A 20,232-nucleotide genomic window follows, 5' to 3' on the forward strand; every position below is an offset into this window, starting at 1 on the left:
ACGACACCATGGAAAGCTTTGCATTCGCACCGGCCTACGAACTGCCGGTCTGGCCCTTCACGCCGCCGCCCGAACTCGGCAGCGCGCAGGTCGTGCGCCACCCGGTCGTGATCGTCGGCGCCGGCCCCTCGGGCCTCACGCTGGCCTGCGACCTCGCGCAACGCGGCGTGCGCGCCGTGCTGCTCGACGAAGACGACACCGTCGGCGTGCGCGGCGCCTCGTCGCGCGGCATCTGCTACGCGCAGAAGAGCCTGGAGATCTTCGAGCGCCTGGGCATCTATGAGCGCATCGCGGCCAAGGGCATCACCTGGTCGTTCGGGCGCACCTTCTCGGGCGACGAAGAGGTCTACAACTTCAACCTGCAGGCCACGAGCGTCTCGAAGCAGCCGCCCTTCGTGAACCTGCAGCAGTTCTACATCGAGTGGTTCCTGGTCGATCGCATTCTCGAACTCGGCGTGACCGACCTGCGCTGGAAGAGCCGCGTGACGCGCGTCGAGCCGCTGGCCGACGGCGTGCGCATCGACATCGAGACACCCGCCGGCAGCTACACGATCGAGGCCGACCACCTGATCGACGCCACGGGCGCGAACAGCCCGATCCGCACGCAGCTCGGCGTCGAGTCGCATGCCTCGCGCAGCACCGACCGCTGGTGCATCTCCGACGTGCGCTTCGAGAAGCCGCTGCCCACCGAGCGCTGGACCTGGGTCGACGCGCCCTTCAACGAAGGCCGCGGCGTGTGGCAGCATCTGATGGCCGACGGTGTGTGGCGCATCGACTACCAGATGCCCGAGGACTGCGACCCGGCCGAGATCAGCCGCCCCGAGGTGGCCGGCGCGCGGCTGCGCGAACAGCTCGGGCCCGACGTGGCTTTCGAGTTCGTGTGGATCGGCCCGTACGGCTACCGCGACCACCTGCTCGAGCGCTTCCGCCACGGCCGCGTGTGCTTCATCGGCGACGCCGCGCACGTGGTGAGCCCCTTCGGCGCGCGCGGCGGCAACACCGGCATCCAGGACGCGGCCAACCTCGGCTGGAAGCTCGCGCTGGTCGCGCAAGGGCAGGCCGGCGATGCGCTGCTCGACAGCTACGACGCCGAGCGCCGCCCGGCCGCGCAGGAGAATCTGACGGTCACGAGCCGCTCGGCGCGCTTCCTTGCACCGCGCACGCCGGCCGAGCACACGCTGCGCCGCGCCGTGGTGGCGCTGGCCAAGCGCCACACCTTCGCGCGTGCGCTGGTCAACACGGGCCGCATGTCGGTTGCCAACGACTACCCCGCCGCGCCGCAGCTGCCCGAGGGCGGGCGCACGGTGCAGAACCTGCCGCTGCAGTGGGCCGACGGGCGCGAGACCACGCTGATGCAGCTGCTGGCCGAGGGCACGCAGTGCCTCGGCCTGTGGTTCGCACCGACGCGCGCGCAGGCGCAAGCGGCGCAGGACGCCACGGCCGGATTGCCGCTGCGCCTGCTGGCCGTGGGCGGTGAGAGCGGCCTGCCGACCTTGCAGGCCGACGAGACGCTCGCACGCCACCTCGGCATCGACACCAACGCGGGCGGCTTCGTGCTCGTGCGTCCCGACGCCTACCGCGCTGCGCTCCTTGCGCAGGCCACCCCCGACACGATCGCCGCCGCCGTCCGCACGGCGCTCGCTCTCACCGCTTCGTCCTCATGATCACCGAGCCCCGCATCCCCGACCCCGACGGCTTCTACGCCGCCCTGCTGGCCGCGCACGAAGGCCGCACCGAGGCGCAGAGCGCCGACCTCAACGCCCGCCTCGTGCTGCTGCTGGCCAACCAGTGCGCCGACCAGGCCGTGCTGCTCGCGTGCATCCGCGCGGCGGCCGAGGCCGACGAAGACATCCCCACGACCACGACAACACCTCCATGACCGCTACCGTCTCTTTCGCTTCCGCCTCCGACACCCGGGAGCAGAAGCCCCGGCTGCAGGAACTCGCGCCGGGCGCCTACGGCTACATCAGCGACTTCGATCCCAACTGCGGCTTCGTCGTCGGCGAGGAGCACGTGGTGCTGATCGACACCCGCCCCACGCCCCGCATGGCGCGCGACTTTCTGGCGGCGATCCGCAGCGTCACCGACAAGCCGATCCGCACCATCGTGCTCACGCACTATCACGCGGTGCGCGTGATGGGCGCGAGCGCCTTCGACGAAGTGCAGGAGATCGTCGCCAGCAACGGCACGCTCGACTGGATCCGCACGCGCGGCCAGGCCGACTTCGAATCGGAGGTGGGCCGCTTTCCGCGCCTGTTCGCGGGCGTGGAAGAGATTCCGGGCCTGACCTTCCCGACCACAGTCTTCGAACGCGAGATGACGCTGCCGCTCGGCGGCGACCGCGCGCTGCGGTTGATGGCATTGGGCCGCGGCCATTCGGGCGGCGACACCGTGGCCTGGCTGCCCGACTGCGGCGTGCTGTTCTCGGGCGACGTGGTCGAGAACCACTGCGGCGTGTACGCGGGCGACGCCTACATCGGCGACTGGGCCGGCACGCTCGACGCGGTGCGCGCGCTGCAACCGCGCGTGCTGGTGCCGGGGCGCGGCGCGGTGCTGCAGGGCGAAGCGGCCTGCGCCGAAGCGATCGGGCTCACGAAGGACTTTCTCTCGACGCTGCTCGACAGCGTGCGCGCGGGCATCGCCGCGGGCGACACGCTCAAGGGCTGCTTCGCGCGCGCCGAGGCGGCCATGACGCCGCGCTTCGGCGGCTGGCCGGTGTTCCAGCACGTGCTGCCGTTCGACGTGTCGCGCGCGTATGACGAGCTGCGCGGCATCGAGCACCCGGTCGTGTGGACGGCCGAGCGCGACCAGGAACTCTGGCAGGTCCTGCGCGGGACCTGAGCCGACCTTCACTGATTTTTTCAACAAAGCAACGGAGACAAAAACGATGAAACGCTTCCTTCCCCTGCTGGCCGCAGCCCTTGCGCTCGCCACCAGCCCCTTCGCGTCGGCGCAGCCGGCGGCCTACCCGAGCCAGCCCGTGAAATGGATCGTGCCCTACGTGGCCGGCGGCGGCACCGACAACCTTGCACGCGCACTGGCCGAGGCCATGCAGCCGTCGCTCGGCCAGCCGCTGATCATCGACAACCGCCCCGGCGCGTCGACCAACATCGGCGTGTCCGTGATGATGCAGGCCAAGCCCGACGGCTACACGATCATGCAGGCCGAGAACGCGGCGCTGCTGTTCAACGAGCACATGTTCGCCAAGCTGCCCTACAAGCCGGCGACCGACTTCACCTACATCGGCACCATCGGACGCTTTCCCGTGGCGCTGGTCGTGCACCCCGACTTTCCCGCGAAGAACGTGGCGGAGTTCGTGCGCTACGTGAAGGCCAACCCCGAGAAGGTGAGCTACGCCTCACCCGGCAACGGCTCGCCGCACCACATGGCGATGGAGCTGTTCAAGCAGAAGGCCGGCCTCACGATCACGCACGTGCCGTACAAGGGCGCCGCGCCCGCCATGACCGACGTGATGGGCGGTCAGGTGCCGACGATGATGCTCGACCTGGCCTCGGGCCTGCCGATCATCAAGTCGGGCAAGGTGCGCGTGCTGGCCATTGCGCTGCCGCAGCGCGCCAGCGCCCTGCCCGAGGTGCCGACCTTCGTCGAAGCCGGCTTCAGCGACGTCAACGCCTACGCCTTCCACGGCCTGATCGGCCCGGCCGGCATGCCGCCCGAGGCCGTGGCGCGCATCAACACCGAGCTGCACAAGGCGATGAAGGCACCGAAGGTGGTGAAGCTGTTCTCGGAGTTCGGCTTCGAGGCGCTGCCCGGCACGCCGCAGGACTTCTACAAGCTCGCGCGCGCGGAGAGCGAGCGCTGGGGGAACATCATCAAGACCGCGGGCGTGAAACTCGATTGATCGAATCCGGTCACCAGCCCAGGCCGAGGTGCAGGGGCAGGTAGACCGCCATGCCGGCCAGCATCGTGCCGAGCACGCCGCGCCGCCAGAAGTAGTAGGCGCCGCCGACGACCGCCGCGTAGAGGCGGGCGTCGTGCAGCGTGGTGATCAGGTGGCCCTGGGTCATCACGATCTCGGGGGCGATCACGCCGGCCAGCGCGGCGGCCGGCGCGTAGTGCAGCGCGCGGTGCGCCCACTCAGGCAGGCCCCAGGGCCGGTCGAGGATGAAGAAGAAGCAGCGCGTGAGCACGGTGATGCCGGCAAGGCCGACGATCACGGCCAGGGTCCACCAGTCGGTGCCGCTGCCGCTCATTTGTCGTCCTCCGCGTCGGGGTCGAGCCCGAACTGCTTTTCGAGCCAGAAGCACAGCAGCACCGCCACGCCGATCGCGACCACGATGTTGAGCTTGAGCGGCAGCGCATAGGCCGCGACCGCCGTGGCGCCCGCGATGAGCGCGGCCAGCACGCGCAGCCGCGTCGTCGCCATCGAGCAGACGATGGCCACCAGGCTCAGCACGCCGGCAAAGCCCAGGCCCCAGGTCTGCGGAATGAGGTTGGCCAGCGCAATGCCCAGCAGGCTCATGCCCATCCACGCGCACCAGGTCACGAAGTAGTTGCCGGTGAGGTAGGCCTCTTGCGACAGCCGCTCGGCGGGCGTCGTCGGTGGGGCCGTGTACTGCTTCGTGAAGAGCGCGTAGCTCAGGTCGGCCGTCAGGTAGCCGTGCAGCAGACGGCGCCAGCGCGGCATGTGCATGAGGTAGGGCCGCAGGTGCAGGCTGAACACCACGAAGCGCAGGTTGACGCAAAAGCCCGTCGCCAGGATCACCCAGGCCGGCGCGCCCGCGGCCAGCAGCGGGATGGCGGCGAGCTGCGAGCTGCCGGCGTAGACGAACAGGGTCATCGCCACGGCCTCGAGCACGCTCATGTCCGACTTGACCATGGCCACGCCGGTCATCAGGCCCCAAGCGCCGATGCCGAGCGCGGCCGAGGCCATGTCGCGCATGCCGGTGCGGAACTCGGGCTGGCGGCGCAGCGTGGGCGAGAGAAACATCAGCCGAAGACCTGGCCGGGCTTCAGGTCGAAGCCACGCAGGAAGTCGGCCGCGGGCAGGCGCTTGCCGCCCGGGCGTTGCAGTTCGGTGAGCACCACGGTCGCATCCGACGCCGCCACGGCGACGCCAGTGGCGTCGGCCGAGACGATGGTGCCGGGCGCGGCCCCCGTATGGCCGGTTGCCACGTGCGCAGCCCAGAGCTTGACGGTTTCGCCGCCGAGCGGGCTGTTGGCGCCGGGAAACGGATCGAAGGCCAGGACACGGCGCACGATGGCAGCGGCCGGCTGCGTCCAGTCGATCAGCGCTTCGTGCTTCTCGACCTTGTGGGCGTAGGTGATGCCTTCGGTGGGCTGCGGCGTGCGAACCAGTTGCCCGATCTGCGCCAGCGCCTCGACCACCATGCGGCCGCCGAGCGCGGCCAGCCGGTCGTGCAGGCGGGCGGTGTTGTCGTCGGGGGCAATGTCGACCGACTCGCGCAGCAGCATGTCGCCGGTGTCCAGGCCCGCGTCCATCTGCATGATGGTGATGCCGGTCTGCGTGTCGCCGGCCTCGATGGCGCGGTGGATCGGCGCCGCGCCGCGCCAGCGCGGCAGCAGGCTGGCGTGGATGTTGAGGCAGCCGTGCAGCGGCAGGTCGAGCACCCACTGCGGCAGGATCAGCCCGTAGGCCGCGACCACCATCACGTCGGGCTGCCACGCCAGCAGCGTGTCGCGCGCGGCGGTGGCCTCGTCGGGGTACTTGCCGTCGAGCCGCAGGCTGCGCGGCTGCGCCACGGGCCAGTGGTTGGCAACGGCGCACTGCTTGACGGGCGAGGCCTGCAGCTTCATGCCGCGACCGGCGGGCCGGTCGGGCTGGCTCATCACGCCAACGATGTCATGGCCGGCGGCGGCAATGGCCTCCAGGGCGACGCGCGCGAACTCGGGCGTGCCCGCAAAAACGACTTTCAACGCGCTCAATCCCGGTTCCGTTCGAATTCGAGGTCATCCCCCGTGTGGTACCGACGCACCACGCCAGTGGGGTCGATGTAGATATAGAGCATGCGGCGCTCGTTGACGGCCTTGTAGCGCCAGGTCCAGACGGCGCCGTCAAAGGAGCTGACGCGGCTGATTTCGTAGGGCTTGCCGTAGAAGGCCAGCACCTCGTTCTGGCGCCAGCGGTCGACCTGGATGTCGTGGCCGAAGCGCGCTTCGCTCAGCACCTGGGTCACCGAGACGACCTTGCCGGACGCGTCGAGGTCGATGTCGACCACCTCGAAGCCCGCCGGCATGCGCGAGTACTGCAGCCGCTCGCCACCGCCGTTGAGCGGGTAGCGGCCCGTGGGCGCGCCCAGGCGCTGCAGGGTGTCGGCGGCGGAGGTGCCGGGCTGGATGCGCGTGGGTTCGCTGACGCAACCCGCCAGGAACAACAGTCCGGCGGCAGCCAACGCGCTCGCAGCCCGTTGACTCATACCCGTGCGTCTTTCATGTCCTCGCGCCGTTGCTTGAGGAGCTTGCTCTTGATGCGGTTGCGCTTGAGTGGCGACAGGTATTCGACGAACACCTTGCCCAGGAGGTGGTCAAGCTCGTGCTGGATGCACACGGCCAGCAGGCCGTCGGCCTCGATCGTGTGGCTGTTGCCGTCGGCGTCGAGCGCCTGGACCTTCACCGAGGTGGAGCGCATCACGCCGTCGTAGATGCCGGGCACCGAGAGGCAGCCCTCTTCGTTGAGCACTTTTTCGTCGCTGGCCCAGGTGATTTCGGGGTTGATGAGCACGATCGGCTCGTTGCGCTCTTCGGAGACGTCGATCACGACCACGCGCTCGTGCACGTCGATCTGGGTCGCGGCCAGGCCGATGCCGCTCGCGTCGTACATCGTTTCCAGCATGTCGGCCACCAGCGTCTTGATGCGCGCGTCCACGCCCTGCACCGGCTTGGCCACCGTGTGCAGGCGCTTGTCGGGGTAACTCAGAATGATTCGTTTGGCCATGAAATCGGGGGGAAGTTGTGGCTATTTTCGCCAATTCCGCGACGCGTCGCGGCGCATTGGCTCGAAAACGTTGCCCTTGCAAGGGCTTCGGGCGCAGAATTCGTAGCAAATTGTGAGATTCGTATGCGCCACGATACTTCGTGCGCTCACCCATCCAGACATGACACAGCCCAGCTCCACCGAACACCAGCGCCCGACCTTCTTTGCCTTCTGGACGGCCGCCCTGGCGGTGGCCGGCAGTTGCGGCGCCACGGCGGCCTGGGCGCAGACGACCTACCCGGTCACGCCCCAGCAGCGCGCCACCGCCCAGCAGACCGCCCAGGCGGGTGTGCCGCTGAGCGAGCTGTCGCCGAAGGCGCCCGACGAATACACGGTCAAGCCCGGTGACACGCTCTGGGCCATCTCTCGCCTGTACCTGCTGCGCCCCTGGCGCTGGCCGGAGCTCTGGGGCATGAACATCAATGACATCCAGGACCCGCACCGCATCTACCCGGGCCAGGTGCTGTACCTGGACAAGAGCGGCGGCCGCGCCCGCCTGACCACGCGCCGCGGCGTCTCTGGCGGCGACGGCGGCACCATCAAGCTGTCGCCGCGCACCCGCTTCGACTCGCTCGCGGGCATGGCCCTGCCCACGCTCAACCCGAGCCTGATCGAGCCCTTCCTCAGCGAGCCCATCGTGGTCGACGCCAACACGCTCGATGCCGCACCGCGCATCGTGGCCGGCAACGACAGCCGCGTGCTGCTGTCGCGCGGCGACCGCGCCTATGCGCGCGGCAACGCCGAATCGCCGCTGGTCGAAAAGCCGGGCCCGGTGCAGCACTACCGCATCTTCCGCAGCGCCACGCCGCTGAAAGACCCCGGCACCGGCGAGATCCTCGGCTACGAGGCGCAGTACCTGGGCAAGGCGCAGCTGCAGCGCGGCGAATCGACCACCATCGAGACGACCGGCGACAAGGACGTCATCACCGTCGTGCCGGCCAGCATCGACATCATTGCGTCGCGCGAAGAAATGCGCGCCGGCGACCGCCTGCTGCCCGAGCCGCCGCGTCAGCTGCTGAGCTATGCACCGCGCGCACCGTCCACGCAGGTCGACGGACGCATCATCTCGGTCTATGGCAATGCGGTGCAGTACGCGGCGCAGAACCAGGTCGTGGCCATCAACAAGGGCACGCGCGACGGCGTCGACAACGGCCACGTGCTGGCCATTCTGAAGAACGGCGAGACCATCCTCGACCGCACCGGCGCCCGCAAGGAAACGATCAAACTGCCGAACGAACGCATCGGCTTGCTGATGGTGTTCCGCACCTTCGAGAAAGTCTCGTACGCACTGGTGCTCGAAATCAACGACACTCCCCGCGCCGGCGACTTCCTCGTCAATCCCTGACACGCGCCTGAGGCTTTTTTCTCGCACACTCGTTTGGAACGCGCAGAACTCGCAGGCTGGCTGCGACTTTCACTGACACCAGGCGTCGGCGACGGCGCCGCACGCCGTCTGCTCGCGGCCTTCGGGCTGCCTGACGCGATCTTCGCGCAGCCCGAGGCGACGCTGGGCGAAGTCGTCAGCGCCGCCCAGGCCGCCGCGCTGAAGCAGCCGCCCTCCGGCCTGCAGGCGCAGGTCGACCAGACATGGCAATGGCTGCACCCCGCAGACGACAACACCGGCGGCGCCGTCACGCGCCGCGTCGTGACGCTCGGCGATGCCGCCTATCCGGGTTCGCTGCTCGAAATGGTCGACCCGCCGCTGATGCTCTACGTGCTCGGCGCCGCCGCCTTCGACCTCACGCAACTCGGCCGCAGCCTCGCCGTGGTCGGCAGCCGCAACCCGACACCGCAGGGCGCCAGCCACGCGCGCGCCTTCGCTCGGGCGCTGGGCGAAGCCGGCCTGCCCGTCGTCTCGGGACTGGCACTCGGCATCGACGGCGCGGCGCACCTGGGCGCGCTCGACGCGGCCGGCGACGCCCCGGTGCTCGCCACGGTGGCCGTGGTCGGCACCGGCCTGGACCGTGTGTACCCCGCGCGGCACCGCGACCTGGCGCACCGCATCACGCTGCAGGGGCTGATCGTGAGCGAGTTGCCGCTGGGCACGCCGCCGCTCACGCAGAACTTTCCCAAACGCAACCGCCTCATCGCGGGCCTGGCGCGCGGCACGCTGGTGGTCGAGGCAGCACTGGCGTCGGGCTCGCTCATCACCGCGCGCCTCACGTCGGAGCAGGGCAAGGAAGTGTTCGCGATCCCGGGCTCGATCCACTCGCCGCAATCGCGCGGCTGCCATGCACTGATCCGTCAGGGCGCGAAGCTGGTCGAGTCGGTGAACGACATCCTCGAAGAGCTGCCGCCGTTGGCCCCGGCCGCTCGCACGCCTTCCACCGACACGCCGTCGTCGGCCCCGGAACATCCGCTGCTCGACGCCCTCGGCTTCGACCCGGTGAGCCTCGACGCGCTGAGCGCGCGCACCGGCTGGAGCGCAGCCATGCTGCAGGCGAAGATGCTCGAGCTGGAGCTCGACGGGCATGTGGCGCGTTTGCCCGGCGGCCTGTTCCAAAGAGCAGCCGTCGGCTGATGCTCGGGGCCCGCGCCCGCTTTTCGTGGAACACCGCGGAACCGGCTTTGCCGGGCCGCAGGTGTTGCCCCCGGTAGGGGGAAGGCGCACGCGACACGAAGTGCGCGAAGACTGAGGGCGAGCAACGGTTTCCTGGGCTATATTGAGCCCATGTTCGAAGTGCTCGTGTTTGTGTATGAAAACTACTGGCGCGGCGATGCCTGCCCCGAACCCGAACAGCTGGGCCGCAAGCTCAGTGCGCACGGTTTCGAGGCGGAAGAAATTCGCGACGCCCTGCAGTGGCTCGACGGCCTGAGCCTTGCCACGCAAGGCCTGCAGTTCGAACACCAGGCCAGTGAGGGCGATGACGACAACGCCATCACCACCGCCCGCGTCACGCTGGGCGGCGCGCCCGATGCGGCGCTGCCCCAGTCGAGCCAGTCGATGCGCGTGTACTCGCCGTCGGAGCAGGAACACCTCGGCGCCGAGTGCCTCGGCTTCATCCGTTTTCTTGAACTGTCGAACGTGCTGCCCTGCGGCCTGCGCGAGATCGTCGTCGAACGCGCGATGGCCGCGCCGGGCGACCCCGTGGCACTGGACGAACTCAAGATCATCGTGCTGATGGTGCACTGGAGCACCGGCATCGAGCCCGATGCGCTGGTGCTCGACGAACTCTGCGAGAGCCGCGAAGGCCGCACGGCGCACTGAGCTCGCCCCCAGTCTTCGCGCACTTCGTGTCGCTTCGCCAACCCCCTACCGGGGGCAACACCAACGGCCTGGCAAAGCCGGTTCCGTGGTGTTCCGCGAACAGAGAAAACAGCCGAAGCGGCTGATCAGTTCAGCAGTCGCTCGGGATTCGCATCGAGCTTGGCCAGCGCCTCGCGCGTGGCGCGCACGGTGAGCGTCTCTTCCTCGGCCGGCACCAGCAGGCCGGCCTGCAGGTACATCGCCAGCCGCCCCGCCTGAATGAGGAAGCTGCGGCCGTCGGCCGAGGCGAACAGGTGCAGCCGCTTGCGGTCGCTGCGCCAGACGAACTGGACCTGGGTCACGCGGTCGTTGTGGTCCAGCATGAACCAGTTGCCGACCTGCAGCTCATGGGTCCATGCGAGCATGTCTTCAGCCACCTTGACGCCGGCGGTGTCGGAGATGACCTCGATGGCGGTGGCGTCCACGCCGAGCAGCAGCTCGATGCTCTGCGCGTCGAGCGGCAGGCTGGAGGCGCTGCCGTCGTCGCTCACGAAATCTTCGAGGTGCGCCAGCCGCTCGGCCATGGCCTCGATCTTGGCCTGGGGAATGGCCTCGGTCTTCGACATGAAGGCGTCGGTCAGCGTGGCGCCGATGGTCTTGATGTGGCCCTCTTGCGGCTCGCCGACGATGCCCAGCAGGTCCATGCCCTGACGCAGGCGTTGCAGCAGCTGCGGCAGGTCTTGAATCACGCGGGCGCGGTCGGCGCGGTTGGGCTTGGCGCTCGCGGCCCAGACCAGCTCGGAGGCCACGCGCTTGAGCATCACGGTGTGCTCGCCCTGTGCGCCGTAGCGCAGCGCGGCAATGGCCAGCACCTCGGCCCAGACCTTGAACAGGAACTCGCGGATCTCGTCGCGCACCGGCATGTCGTTGAGCATCTTGCGCAACTCGATGGTGTACTGGATCGCCATCGTCTCCTTCTGCTCGACCTGCTGCGCCACGCTCATTACGCGCTGCGTGGCGTCGCTCTGCGTGAGGTAGCGGCTGAGGAAGGCGACGAACTCGTCGAACACGAGCTTGAACACGCGCTGGCCGGTTTCGGGGTACTGCTCGATCACCTGCACCACGCGCTTGATCTCGTTCTCGAGCGCGCTGCCGGTGATGGCGGCGGCGTCGAAGCCCATCACGCAGGAGCCCATGCGGTCGATCAGCATGCGCGCGGGGTGCTGCAAGGTGCCGAAGAATTCGGGCTCGGCGATGGCCACGCGCAGCACGGGCATCTGCAGCCGTGCGAACCACACGCGAGCGGAGAACGGAATGCGCTCTTCCGCGAGGATGGCCTGGAACATCAGCGCCACGATCTCGACCGTGGCCTTGTCGGCCGTGGTGGGTGCGCGCTTCTTGAGTTCGGCCGTGCGCCGGCGCAGGTCGACCGCGGTCTGCTGGATCAGCGTGGCCTGCTCGCCGCCGCCGTCCATGTACTGCGTGGCCGCCATGCGGTAGGCGACCTCGGCATCGGCGATGGCACCGGCAAAAGTGCGTGAGAACACGCGGGGCGCGGCCACGCCGCCGCCGGTGCCGGTCACCCCGCCCGGTTGCGAGGCACCGGCCTCGCCGCCGATGCGCGCGGCAACAAAGCGCTTGAGGCTCAGCAGCGCGGTCTGCGCGCGTTGCCGCGCGAAGGCGAGCGGCGAGCTGCCCATCATCGAGCTGGAGGCCGGCCCCGACGACGGCACCGACGCCTGGAAGCCGAAGCCCGGTCGCTGCGGTTGCGATGGCTGTGACGATGGCTGCTGGGCGTGCGACATCGCCGCACCGCCCGGCACGCCGTGGCCCATCGGCATGTTCGACGTCGCCGGCATGCCCATGGACGATGTGCTGCCGCCGCCCGAATCACCCGCGCGGCGCACGAAGCTCTTGAGGTCGATCTCCTGCATCACGCCCTGCGCGATCAGGAAGGCGTTGGCGTTTTCGTAGGCTTTCACGACCACGTCGGCCAGCGCCTGCTGCACGATGCTCTGCACGCGGCCCCAGGCCTCGCGGCTCAGGCCGGCGGCCAGCCACTGGTCCACCAGCAGCTGGGCCAGCGTCTCGGGTTTCAGCACGTCCCGGGCGTCGAGCTCGTGCGTGCCTTCGAGGTGCTGGATGCGCAGGCGCAGGTCGCTGAGCTCGAAGCTGGCCTTGTCGTGGATGGTTTGCGCCAGGCGCGAGGCGAGGATGTTGCTCTCGACCACCTCGTCGCCGATGAGCTCCAGCCGCAGCGCCGCGGGGGCCGACGAGGTCGTGCCCGTCGGGCCCGTGCCCAGCGCCTTGCGCCAGCCGGTCTGCGTGAGCGACACCCACTGCGAGGCGTGGCCCTGGAACGCCACGAGGTCGTCGCGGCTTTCCTGCATGGTGCGTGCGCTGCCGACATCGGACGCCACCGAGGTCAGCCGGTCGCGGATGGCCTGGGCTAAGGGAGCGATGGCGCCTTCCGTGGCCGCCACGAAACGCTCACGCGCCTCGCGTGCGAGCTGCAGGGAAGAGGCGGACCGCGCAGTGCTCATCGTGAAGGATCGGAAAGGCCAGAGGAAACGAAACGGTTCGTCGGCGACAGCCCCGAGCTTGCATCGGGATGCGTCGCCGCACAAGTGCGGCTGACGCGCAGCCGCGCCGAAGTATCCCTCAGAAGGTGTGAGCGGACACGGCGCGTGCGTTCACGTCTGCTCAGACCACGGCGCCGGCGTTCGGGTCGTCGCCACCCGGATCGCCGTCGCGCTTGACGGGGCCCTTGATCAGGTCTTCACGCTTCACGCCCAGCCACATCGCGATCGCGGCAGCCACGAAGCACGACGAGTAGATGCCGAAGCAGATGCCGATGGTCAGTGCCAGCGCAAAGTAGTGCAGCGTCGGGCCGCCGAAGAAGAACATCGACAGCACCACGAGCTGCGTGGAGCCGTGGGTGATGATCGTGCGGCTGATGGTCGAGGTGATCGCGTTGTCGATGACTTCGGTGGTCGTCATCTTGCGGTAACGCCGGAAGTTCTCGCGCACGCGGTCGAAGATCACGACCGACTCGTTCACCGAGTAGCCCAGCACCGCCAGCACCGCCGCCAGCACCGCCAGCGAGAACTCCCACTGGAAGAAGGCGAAGAAGCCCAGGATGATCACCACGTCGTGCAGGTTGGCCAGCACGGTGGACAGCGCGAACTTCCATTCGAAGCGGAACGCCAGGTAGATCATGATGCCGATCACCACCATGGCCAGCGCCTTGATGCCGTTGGTGGTCAGCTCCTCGCCGACCTGCGGCCCGACGACCTCGATGCCGCGCTGCGTGGCCGAGGGGTCGACCGACTTCAGCGCCTGCATGACCTGCGCGCTCTGCTGGTCGGAGCTCATGCCCTTCTGGGTGGGCAGACGGATCTGCACGTCGCGCGAGGTGCCGTAGTTCTGCACCTGCACTTCGGGGTAGCCGAGCTTGTTGATCGCCTCACGCACCTTGCCGATGTCGGCCGATTGCTCGTAGGCCACTTCCATCACCGTGCCGCCGGTGAACTCCACCGACAGGTGCAGTCCGCGATGGAACAGGAAGAACAGCGCCAGCGCAAAGGTTGCGAAGGAGATGATGTTCAGCACCAGGGCATGGCGCATGAACGGGATGGTCTTGTGGATGCGGAAGAATTCCATGGCGATGGTCCTCGGCCGTTACTTGGTTTCGACCACGGCCGAGCCGTCGGTCTTCGGCCGCCAGACGGTGCCGATCGACACGGTCTTGAGCTTCTTCTTCTGGCCGTACCAGAAGTTCACGAGGCCGCGCGAGAAGAACACGGCCGAGAACATCGAGGTGACGATGCCGATGCAGTGCACCACCGCGAAGCCGCGCACCGGGCCCGAGCCGAAGGCCAGCAGCGCGACACCCGCGATGAGCGTGGTCACGTTGGAGTCGAGAATCGTGCCCCAGGCGCGCTCGTAGCCCGCGTGGATGGCGGCCTGCGGCGAGGCCCCGTTGCGCAACTCTTCACGCACGCGCTCGTTGATCAGCACGTTGGAGTCGATGGCCACGCCGATGGCCAGCGCCATGGCCGCGATGCCGGGCAGCGTGAGCGTGGCCTGCAGCATCGACAGGATGGCGACCAGCAGCATCAGGTTCACGGCCAGCGCGATCGACGAGAACAGGCCGAACAGCGCGTAGTAGGCACACATGAAGACCATGATGGCCAGGAAGCCGTACATCACGCTCTTGAAGCCTTTTTCGATGTTGTCGGCACCGAGCGTCGGGCCGATGGTGCGCTCCTGGATGATCTCCATGGGGGCGGCCAGCGAGCCGGCGCGCAGCAGCAGGGCGAGGTCGCTGGCCTCGGCCACCGTCATCGAGCCCGACACCTGGAAGCGGTTGCCCAGCTCGCCGTTGATCGAGGGGGCCGTGAGCACTTCGCCCTTGCCCTTCTCGAAGATCAGCATGGCCATGCGCTTCTTGTAGTTCTCGCGGCTGACGTCGCGCATGATGCGGCCGCCCTTGGCGTCCATGGTCAGGTCGACCTTGGGCTGGTTGCTCTGCTGGTCGAAGCCGGGCTGGGCGTCGGTGAGGTTCTCGCCGGTGACGAGCACCTGCTTCTTCACGATCACCGGACGGCCGCTGCGGTCGAGGAATTTCTCGGAGCCGAAGGGCACGGGCGCGCCGCTCAGTTCGGCCGCGCGGCCTTCGGCGCTTTCGTCCACCATGCGCATTTCGAGCGTGGCGGTGCGGCCCAGGATTTCCTTGGCCTTGGCCGTGTCCTGCACGCCGGGCAGCTGCACGACGATGCGGTCCAGGCCCTGCTGCTGGATCACCGGCTCGGCCACGCCGAGTTCGTTGATCCGGTTGTGCAGGGTCGTGATGTTCTGCTTGAGCGCGGCGTCCTGCAGGCGGCGGGCCGCCTCGGGCTTGATGGTGGCGGTCAGGCGCCAGTTGGTGCCGTCTTGCGTGTCGGTGGTGCTGAGGTCGGGGAACTGGTCCACGATCAGGCGCTTGGCGGTCTCGAGCGAGGCCGCGTCGCGGAACGTCACCTCGACGGTCTGGCCGTTGCGGCTGACCTGGGTGCCGCGGATGTTCTTGTCGCGGAAGGTGGTGCGCAGGTCGCTCGCGAACGATTCGGCCTTCTTGTCGATGGCGCCCTTCATGTCGACCTGCAGCAGGAAGTCGACGCCGCCGCGCAGGTCGAGGCCCAGGTACATCGGGAACGCATGCAGCGACGTGAGCCACTTCGGCGAACGCGACAGCAGGTTCAGCGCCACCGTGTAGGGCGGGTCGCTGGCGTCGGGCACCAGGGCGCGCTGCACGACGTCGCGCGCCTTGAGCTGGTCGTCGGTGGTGGTGAAGCGGGCGCGCAGGGAGCCAGCGTCGAGTGTCACCAGGTCGGGCGTCAGGCCGGCGGTCTTCAGCGCCTCCTCGACCCGGGTCTGGGTGGCGGCATCGACCTTGACGGTCGTCTTGGCCGCGGACACCTGCACCGCGGGTGCCTCGCCGAAGAAATTGGGCAGGGCGTAAATGAGCCCCACGAGTAGCACGATCACGATGATCGCGTACTTCCAGACCGGGTAACGGTTCATGAGAAGGCGCTTTTCACAAGCGTTTCAGAAATGGAACACGGCGTGACTTGGGGCCCTGCGCCGTGAAGCGCAAGGTTCAGCTCACGCTTTTATTGCTTGACGGCGCCCTTGGGCAGCACCTGGACCACCGCGCTGCGCTGGATCTTGATCTCGATGCCGTTGGCGATCTCGAGGCCGAGGTACTGGTCGCTGATGGACGTGATCTTGCCGAGCACGCCGCCGGCCGTGGCGACTTCGTCACCCTTGGCCAGGGCTTCGATCATGGCGCGGGCTTCTTTCTGGCGCTTCATTTGCGGGCGGATCATGACGAAATACAGCACCACGAACATCAGCACCAGCGGCAGCATGCTGCCCAGCGAGGACAACATGTCGCCACCACCGGCGGCTGCGGGCGCGGTTTGAGCGAAAGCAGAGGAAATGAACAAGAGAGTCTCCAGCAGAGGGAAGAGAGAAGAAAAAGACTTCAGATGCGCAGGCCGGGCCCGCGGTTCCGCGCCCACGAGGGATGCGGGCCGCAAGTCAGAGGCTCGGCGGGGGAGGCCGCGCGCAGTCGGGCATTGTATTCGTCGCGGATGGCCGTTTCGCGCCCTTATCCGGCGCGGTGCGGAGGGCTTTCAGCTATCGTTTAAATAGCAAAGAGCGCCGCAGGGGCGCTCTTTGACGGGGAAACGGACCTGCGGAATCAGGCCGCTGCGCGCTGTGCCTGCGGGTTGCGCCACTTGCCCAGCAACTCGTTCCAGCGGGTGCGGGCCGCCGCCAGGTTGCGCTCCTTCACGTGGCCGTAGCCGCGGATCTGCTCGGGCAGGCCCGCGATCTCCAGCGCCAGCGCGTGGTTGTCGGCGCGCAGGCCCTTGAGCACTTCCTCGATGCTGGCGCGGTACTCGCCGATGAGGGCGCGTTCGGTCTTGCGCTCTTCGGTGCGGCCGAAGACGTCGAGCGCCGTGCCGCGCAGGCCCTTGAGCTTCGCGAGGACGCGGAAGCCCGTGAGCATCCAGGGGCCGAACTTCTGCTTTTGCAGCTGGCCCTTGGCGTTCTTCTTGGCCATGAGCGGCGGCGCCAGGTGGTAGTTGAGCTTGTAGTCGCCTTCGAACATGCCCTCGACGCGGTCCAGGAACGTGCGGTCGGTGTGCAGGCGAGCGACTTCGTACTCGTCCTTGTAGGCCATGAGCTTGAACAGGTAGCGCGCCACCGTTTCGCTCAGGGCCGTGCTCTTGCTGCCGACGGCCGCCTCGGCCTGCTGCACGCGGCCGACGAAGGCCTTGTACTCCTCGGCATAGGCGGCGTTCTGGTAACCGGTCAGGAACTCGACGCGGCGAGCCACCAGGGCCTCGACCGTCTCGCGCTTCTTGAACTCGATGATCTGGCCCGGGCGCACGCGCTTTTGCAGCTCGTCGGGACGCACAGCGGCCTGGCGGCCCCACTCGAAGGCGGTCTTGTTGTTCTCGATGGCCACGGCGTTCAGCTCGATGGCGCGCATCAGCGACTCGTGCGCCAGCGGCACCCAGCCCTTTTGCCAGGCGTAGCCCAGGATCATCGGGTTGACGTAGATGGTGTCGCCCATCAGCGCGGTGGCGGCGGCATCGGCGTCGAAGGCGCCCAGGCCGTCGATGCCCACGGCGCGCGCAATTTCAGCGGCGCAGGCGTCTTCGGGGTTCTGCCAGTTGGCGTTGCGCACGAAGGCGGCGGTAGGCGCACTGTGGCTGTTGAGCGCCACGTGCGTGCGCCCTTCGCGCATGCGCGCCATGGTCTCGGCATTGATCGTGACGAGCGGGTCGCAGGCCAGGATCAGGTCGGCGGCGGCGGTGCCCACGCGGGTGGTGCGGATGTCGTCCTGCGTGTCGCCGATGAGCACGTGGCTCCAGGTGGCACCGCCCTTTTGCGCCAGGCCCGCCGCGTCCTGCGTGACGATGCCCTTGGCCTCGATGTGCGCGGCCATGCCCAAGAGCTGGCCGATGGTGATCACGCCGGTGCCGCCGACGCCCGCCACCACCACGCCCCAGACCTTGCCGCCGACCAGCGACGGAATGGCGGGCTCGGTCAGCAGGCCGAACTCGGCCGGCGTGGCCGCCTTGTTCTTGCCCTTCTTCTTGAGCTGGCCGCCTTCGACGGTCACGAAGCTCGGGCAGAAGCCCTTCAGGCAGCTCATGTCCTTGTTGCAGCTGCTCTGGTTGATGGTGCGCTTGCGGCCGAATTCGGTTTCCAGCGGCTCCACGCTCAGGCAGTTGCTCTGCACGCTGCAGTCGCCGCAGCCTTCGCAGACCAGCTCGTTGATGACCACGCGCTTGGCCGGATCGACGGCCGTGCCCCGCTTGCGGCGGCGGCGCTTTTCGGTGGCGCAGGTCTGGTCATAGATGATGGCCGTGGTGCCGGCCATGGCGCGGAACTCGCGCTGGATGTCGTCGAGCAGATCGCGGTGCTTCACCTGCACGTGGTCGCCCGGAATGGTCACGCCCTCGTACTTCTCGGGCTCGTCGGTGACGATCACGACCTTCTTCGCGCCTTCGGCGTGCAGGCTCTCGGCAATCTGCAGCACCGAGTGGCCCTCGGGGCGCTCGCCGACCTGCTGGCCGCCGGTCATGGCGACCGCGTCGTTGTAGAGGATCTTGTAGGTGATGTTCACGCCCGCCGCGATGCTCTGGCGAATTGCCAGCAGGCCGCTGTGGAAGTACGTGCCGTCGCCCAGGTTGGCGAAGATGTGCTGGTCGGTCGTGAAGGGCTGCTGGCCGACCCATGGCACGCCCTCGCCGCCCATCTGCGTGAAGCCGATGGTGGAGCGGTCCATCCAGGTCGCCATGAAGTGGCAGCCGATGCCGCCCATCGCGCGCGAACCTTCGGGCACAACGGTGCTGGTGTTGTGCGGGCAGCCCGAGCAAAACCAGGGCTGGCGCGTGGCGTCGGCCACGCTGGTGGACGCCTGCTGCACCACCATCGCGCGTTCCTTCGCCTCGAGGATGGCCAGCTGCGCATCGATGCGGGCGGCCATGTCGGCGCCGGCGGCGGCCAAGAGGCCGGTCTTCTTCAGGCGCGCGGCGATGGCCTTGGCGATGAGCGCCGGGTTCAGGTCGGCGTTGGCACGCAGCAGCGTGTGCGAGGTCGGGTTGGGCATCGACCATTCGCCGCCGGAGTAGCCGTCGTCCGTGGAGCTGGCGCCTTCGTCGAACTTGCCGACCACGTTGGGGCGCACGTCGGAGCGCCAGTTGTAGAGCTCTTCCTTGAGCTGGTATTCGATGACCTGGCGCTTCTCCTCGACCACCAGAATCTCTTGCAGGCCGGTGGCGAAGTCACGCGTGAGCTGCGCCTCGAGCGGCCACACCACGCCCACCTTGTGCAGGCGGATGCCCAGCTGGCGGCAGGCCGCGTCGTCCAGGCCCAGGTCGATGAGCGCCTGGCGCGTGTCGTTGAAGGCCTTGCCGCTGGCCATGATGCCGAAGCGGTCGTTCGGGCCTTCGATCACGTTGTGGTTCAGGCGGTTGGCGCGGATGTAGGCCAGCGCGGCGTACCACTTGTAGTGCATGAGCCGGGCTTCCTGCTCCAGCGCATGGTCGGGCCAGCGGATGTGCAGGCCGCCGGGCGGCATCTCGAAGTCGGTGGGAATGACGATGTCGACGCGCTCGGGGTCGATCATGGCCGTGGCGCTCGATTCGACGATCTCCTGGATCGTCTTCATGCCCGACCACACGCCCGAGAAGCGGCTCAGCGCGAAGGCGTGAATGCCCAGGTCCAGAATTTCCTGCACGTTGGCCGGGAAGAACACCGGCGTGCCGCAGGCCTTGAAGATGTGGTCGCTCTGGTGCGCGGCCGTGCTGCTCTTGGAGATGTGGTCGTCGCCGGCCACCGCGATCACGCCGCCGAATTCGGTGGTGCCCGCCATGTTGGCGTGCTTGAAGACGTCGGAGCAGCGGTCCACGCCCGGGCCCTTGCCGTACCAGATGCCGAAGACGCCGTCGAACTTGTTGGTGCCTTGCGGCGAGAAGCCCAGTTGCTGCGTGCCCCACAGCGCCGTGGCCGCGAGCTCTTCGTTCACGCCGGGCTGGAAGACGATGTTCTGTTCCTTGAGGAACTTGCTGGCCTTCCACAGCGCCTGGTCGTAGCCGCCGAGCGGGGAGCCGCGGTAGCCGCTGATGAAGCCGGCGGTGTTCTTGCCGACCTGCTTGTCGCGCAGGCGCTGCAGCATCGGCAGCTTGACCAGGGCCTGCACACCGCTCATGAAGGCGCGGCCGTAATCGAGACTGTATTTGTCGTCGAGCGTGACGGTTTCCAGGGCTTTGCGGATGTGCGCAGGCAGCGGGGCGTTCATGCTGCACCTCCTTCGCAAGCAGGCTCGACGCCAAATCCAGTGCGGCCGACTGCGTCGCCCGCGTCATATTTGTGCCTACGGCGCAACCCGCGTTGCGGGTTGTCGTCGAGCGTGACGGTTTCTAGCGCGCGGCGAATGTGCTCGGGCAGCGGGGCGTTCATGTTGTCTGTCTCCGTGTGGCAGGGCCTTGTGGGCCTGGCTGAATTGGCGGTGGGTCTGTGCCCGGTA

18 protein-coding genes are annotated in these 20,232 nt (G+C 68.2%); 7 read left to right on the plus strand and 11 right to left on the minus strand.

Annotation, left to right across the window (positions count from 1 at the left end):
• Nucleotides 1–8 precede the first annotated feature (8 nt).
• From CLU95_RS13940 to CLU95_RS13955, 4 genes are read left to right on the plus strand one after another with little or no spacing between them, the layout of a single operon-like run.
• The gene (locus CLU95_RS13940) at nucleotides 9–1,664 is read left to right on the plus strand and encodes an FAD-dependent oxidoreductase (RefSeq protein ID WP_099797296.1); all 1,656 of its coding nucleotides are present in this window, start codon (nucleotides 9–11) and stop codon (nucleotides 1,662–1,664) included.
• On the plus strand, nucleotides 1,661–1,879 hold the full coding sequence (locus tag CLU95_RS13945; RefSeq protein ID WP_099793969.1) for a DUF2783 domain-containing protein: 219 nt from the start codon (nucleotides 1,661–1,663) through the stop codon (nucleotides 1,877–1,879). Before CLU95_RS13940 ends, CLU95_RS13945 begins: the two co-directional genes overlap by 4 nt.
• Nucleotides 1,876–2,841 carry an MBL fold metallo-hydrolase gene (locus tag CLU95_RS13950; RefSeq protein WP_099793971.1) on the plus strand — a complete coding sequence of 322 codons (966 nt, stop codon included), beginning with the start codon at nucleotides 1,876–1,878 and terminating at the stop codon, nucleotides 2,839–2,841. The genes CLU95_RS13945 and CLU95_RS13950 overlap by 4 nt, the downstream gene beginning before the upstream one ends.
• A gap of 46 nt (nucleotides 2,842–2,887) precedes the next feature.
• A complete protein-coding gene (locus CLU95_RS13955; protein ID WP_099793973.1) occupies nucleotides 2,888–3,862 on the plus strand; it encodes a Bug family tripartite tricarboxylate transporter substrate binding protein in 975 nt (324 codons plus the stop codon).
• Nucleotides 3,863–3,872: 10 nt separating this feature from the next.
• Here the strand turns inward: CLU95_RS13955 and CLU95_RS13960 are convergent, their stop codons facing one another.
• From CLU95_RS13960 to def, 5 genes are read right to left on the minus strand one after another with little or no spacing between them, the layout of a single operon-like run.
• Entirely contained in the window at nucleotides 3,873–4,214 is a 342-nt protein-coding gene (locus CLU95_RS13960; RefSeq protein ID WP_099793975.1) for an AzlD domain-containing protein, read from the minus strand.
• The gene (locus CLU95_RS13965; RefSeq protein ID WP_099793977.1) at nucleotides 4,211–4,951 is read right to left on the minus strand and encodes an AzlC family ABC transporter permease; all 741 of its coding nucleotides are present in this window, start codon (nucleotides 4,949–4,951) and stop codon (nucleotides 4,211–4,213) included. Before CLU95_RS13965 ends, CLU95_RS13960 begins: the two co-directional genes overlap by 4 nt.
• The gene (fmt, locus tag CLU95_RS13970) at nucleotides 4,951–5,907 is read right to left on the minus strand and encodes a methionyl-tRNA formyltransferase (protein ID WP_099793979.1); all 957 of its coding nucleotides are present in this window, start codon (nucleotides 5,905–5,907) and stop codon (nucleotides 4,951–4,953) included. The genes CLU95_RS13965 and fmt overlap by 1 nt, the downstream gene beginning before the upstream one ends.
• The gene (locus tag CLU95_RS13975) at nucleotides 5,904–6,398 is read right to left on the minus strand and encodes a hypothetical protein (RefSeq protein WP_099793980.1); all 495 of its coding nucleotides are present in this window, start codon (nucleotides 6,396–6,398) and stop codon (nucleotides 5,904–5,906) included. Before CLU95_RS13975 ends, fmt begins: the two co-directional genes overlap by 4 nt.
• Nucleotides 6,395–6,916 (minus strand): peptide deformylase, encoded by a 522-nt coding sequence (gene def, locus CLU95_RS13980; protein WP_099793982.1) that lies wholly within the window; start codon nucleotides 6,914–6,916, stop codon nucleotides 6,395–6,397. The genes CLU95_RS13975 and def overlap by 4 nt, the downstream gene beginning before the upstream one ends.
• Nucleotides 6,917–7,076: 160 nt before the next feature.
• Between def and CLU95_RS13985 the strand changes: the two genes are divergently transcribed.
• From CLU95_RS13985 to CLU95_RS13995, 3 genes are all read left to right on the plus strand, one after another.
• A complete protein-coding gene (locus CLU95_RS13985; protein ID WP_099793984.1) occupies nucleotides 7,077–8,300 on the plus strand; it encodes a LysM peptidoglycan-binding domain-containing protein in 1,224 nt (407 codons plus the stop codon).
• A gap of 33 nt (nucleotides 8,301–8,333) precedes the next feature.
• Nucleotides 8,334–9,476 carry a DNA-processing protein DprA gene (gene dprA / locus CLU95_RS13990; protein WP_099793986.1) on the plus strand — a complete coding sequence of 381 codons (1,143 nt, stop codon included), beginning with the start codon at nucleotides 8,334–8,336 and terminating at the stop codon, nucleotides 9,474–9,476.
• A gap of 150 nt (nucleotides 9,477–9,626) precedes the next feature.
• Entirely contained in the window at nucleotides 9,627–10,163 is a 537-nt protein-coding gene (locus CLU95_RS13995) for a DUF494 family protein (protein WP_062478246.1), read from the plus strand.
• Between the two features lie 125 nt (nucleotides 10,164–10,288).
• Here the strand turns inward: CLU95_RS13995 and CLU95_RS14000 are convergent, their stop codons facing one another.
• The 6 genes from CLU95_RS14000 to CLU95_RS30885 form a co-directional block, all read right to left on the minus strand.
• Nucleotides 10,289–12,685 (minus strand): DUF1631 family protein, encoded by a 2,397-nt coding sequence (locus CLU95_RS14000; RefSeq protein ID WP_099793988.1) that lies wholly within the window; start codon nucleotides 12,683–12,685, stop codon nucleotides 10,289–10,291.
• A gap of 160 nt (nucleotides 12,686–12,845) precedes the next feature.
• The gene (secF, locus tag CLU95_RS14005) at nucleotides 12,846–13,805 is read right to left on the minus strand and encodes a protein translocase subunit SecF (protein WP_099793990.1); all 960 of its coding nucleotides are present in this window, start codon (nucleotides 13,803–13,805) and stop codon (nucleotides 12,846–12,848) included.
• An 18-nt stretch (nucleotides 13,806–13,823) separates the two neighbouring features.
• The gene (gene secD, locus CLU95_RS14010) at nucleotides 13,824–15,707 is read right to left on the minus strand and encodes a protein translocase subunit SecD (protein ID WP_099793992.1); all 1,884 of its coding nucleotides are present in this window, start codon (nucleotides 15,705–15,707) and stop codon (nucleotides 13,824–13,826) included.
• An 89-nt stretch (nucleotides 15,708–15,796) separates the two neighbouring features.
• Nucleotides 15,797–16,132, minus strand: coding sequence for a preprotein translocase subunit YajC (yajC, locus tag CLU95_RS14015; protein WP_099793994.1), 336 nt, complete (start codon nucleotides 16,130–16,132; stop codon nucleotides 15,797–15,799).
• Nucleotides 16,133–16,389: 257 nt separating this feature from the next.
• Nucleotides 16,390–20,004 (minus strand): indolepyruvate ferredoxin oxidoreductase family protein, encoded by a 3,615-nt coding sequence (locus tag CLU95_RS14020; RefSeq protein WP_099793996.1) that lies wholly within the window; start codon nucleotides 20,002–20,004, stop codon nucleotides 16,390–16,392.
• Nucleotides 20,001–20,165 (minus strand): hypothetical protein, encoded by a 165-nt coding sequence (locus tag CLU95_RS30885; RefSeq protein WP_180288598.1) that lies wholly within the window; start codon nucleotides 20,163–20,165, stop codon nucleotides 20,001–20,003. The genes CLU95_RS14020 and CLU95_RS30885 overlap by 4 nt, the downstream gene beginning before the upstream one ends.
• Between the last annotated feature and the right edge of the window lie 67 nt (nucleotides 20,166–20,232).

It is taken from the genome of Variovorax sp. 54, assembly GCF_002754375.1.
GTDB lineage: Bacteria > Pseudomonadota > Gammaproteobacteria > Burkholderiales > Burkholderiaceae_C > Variovorax.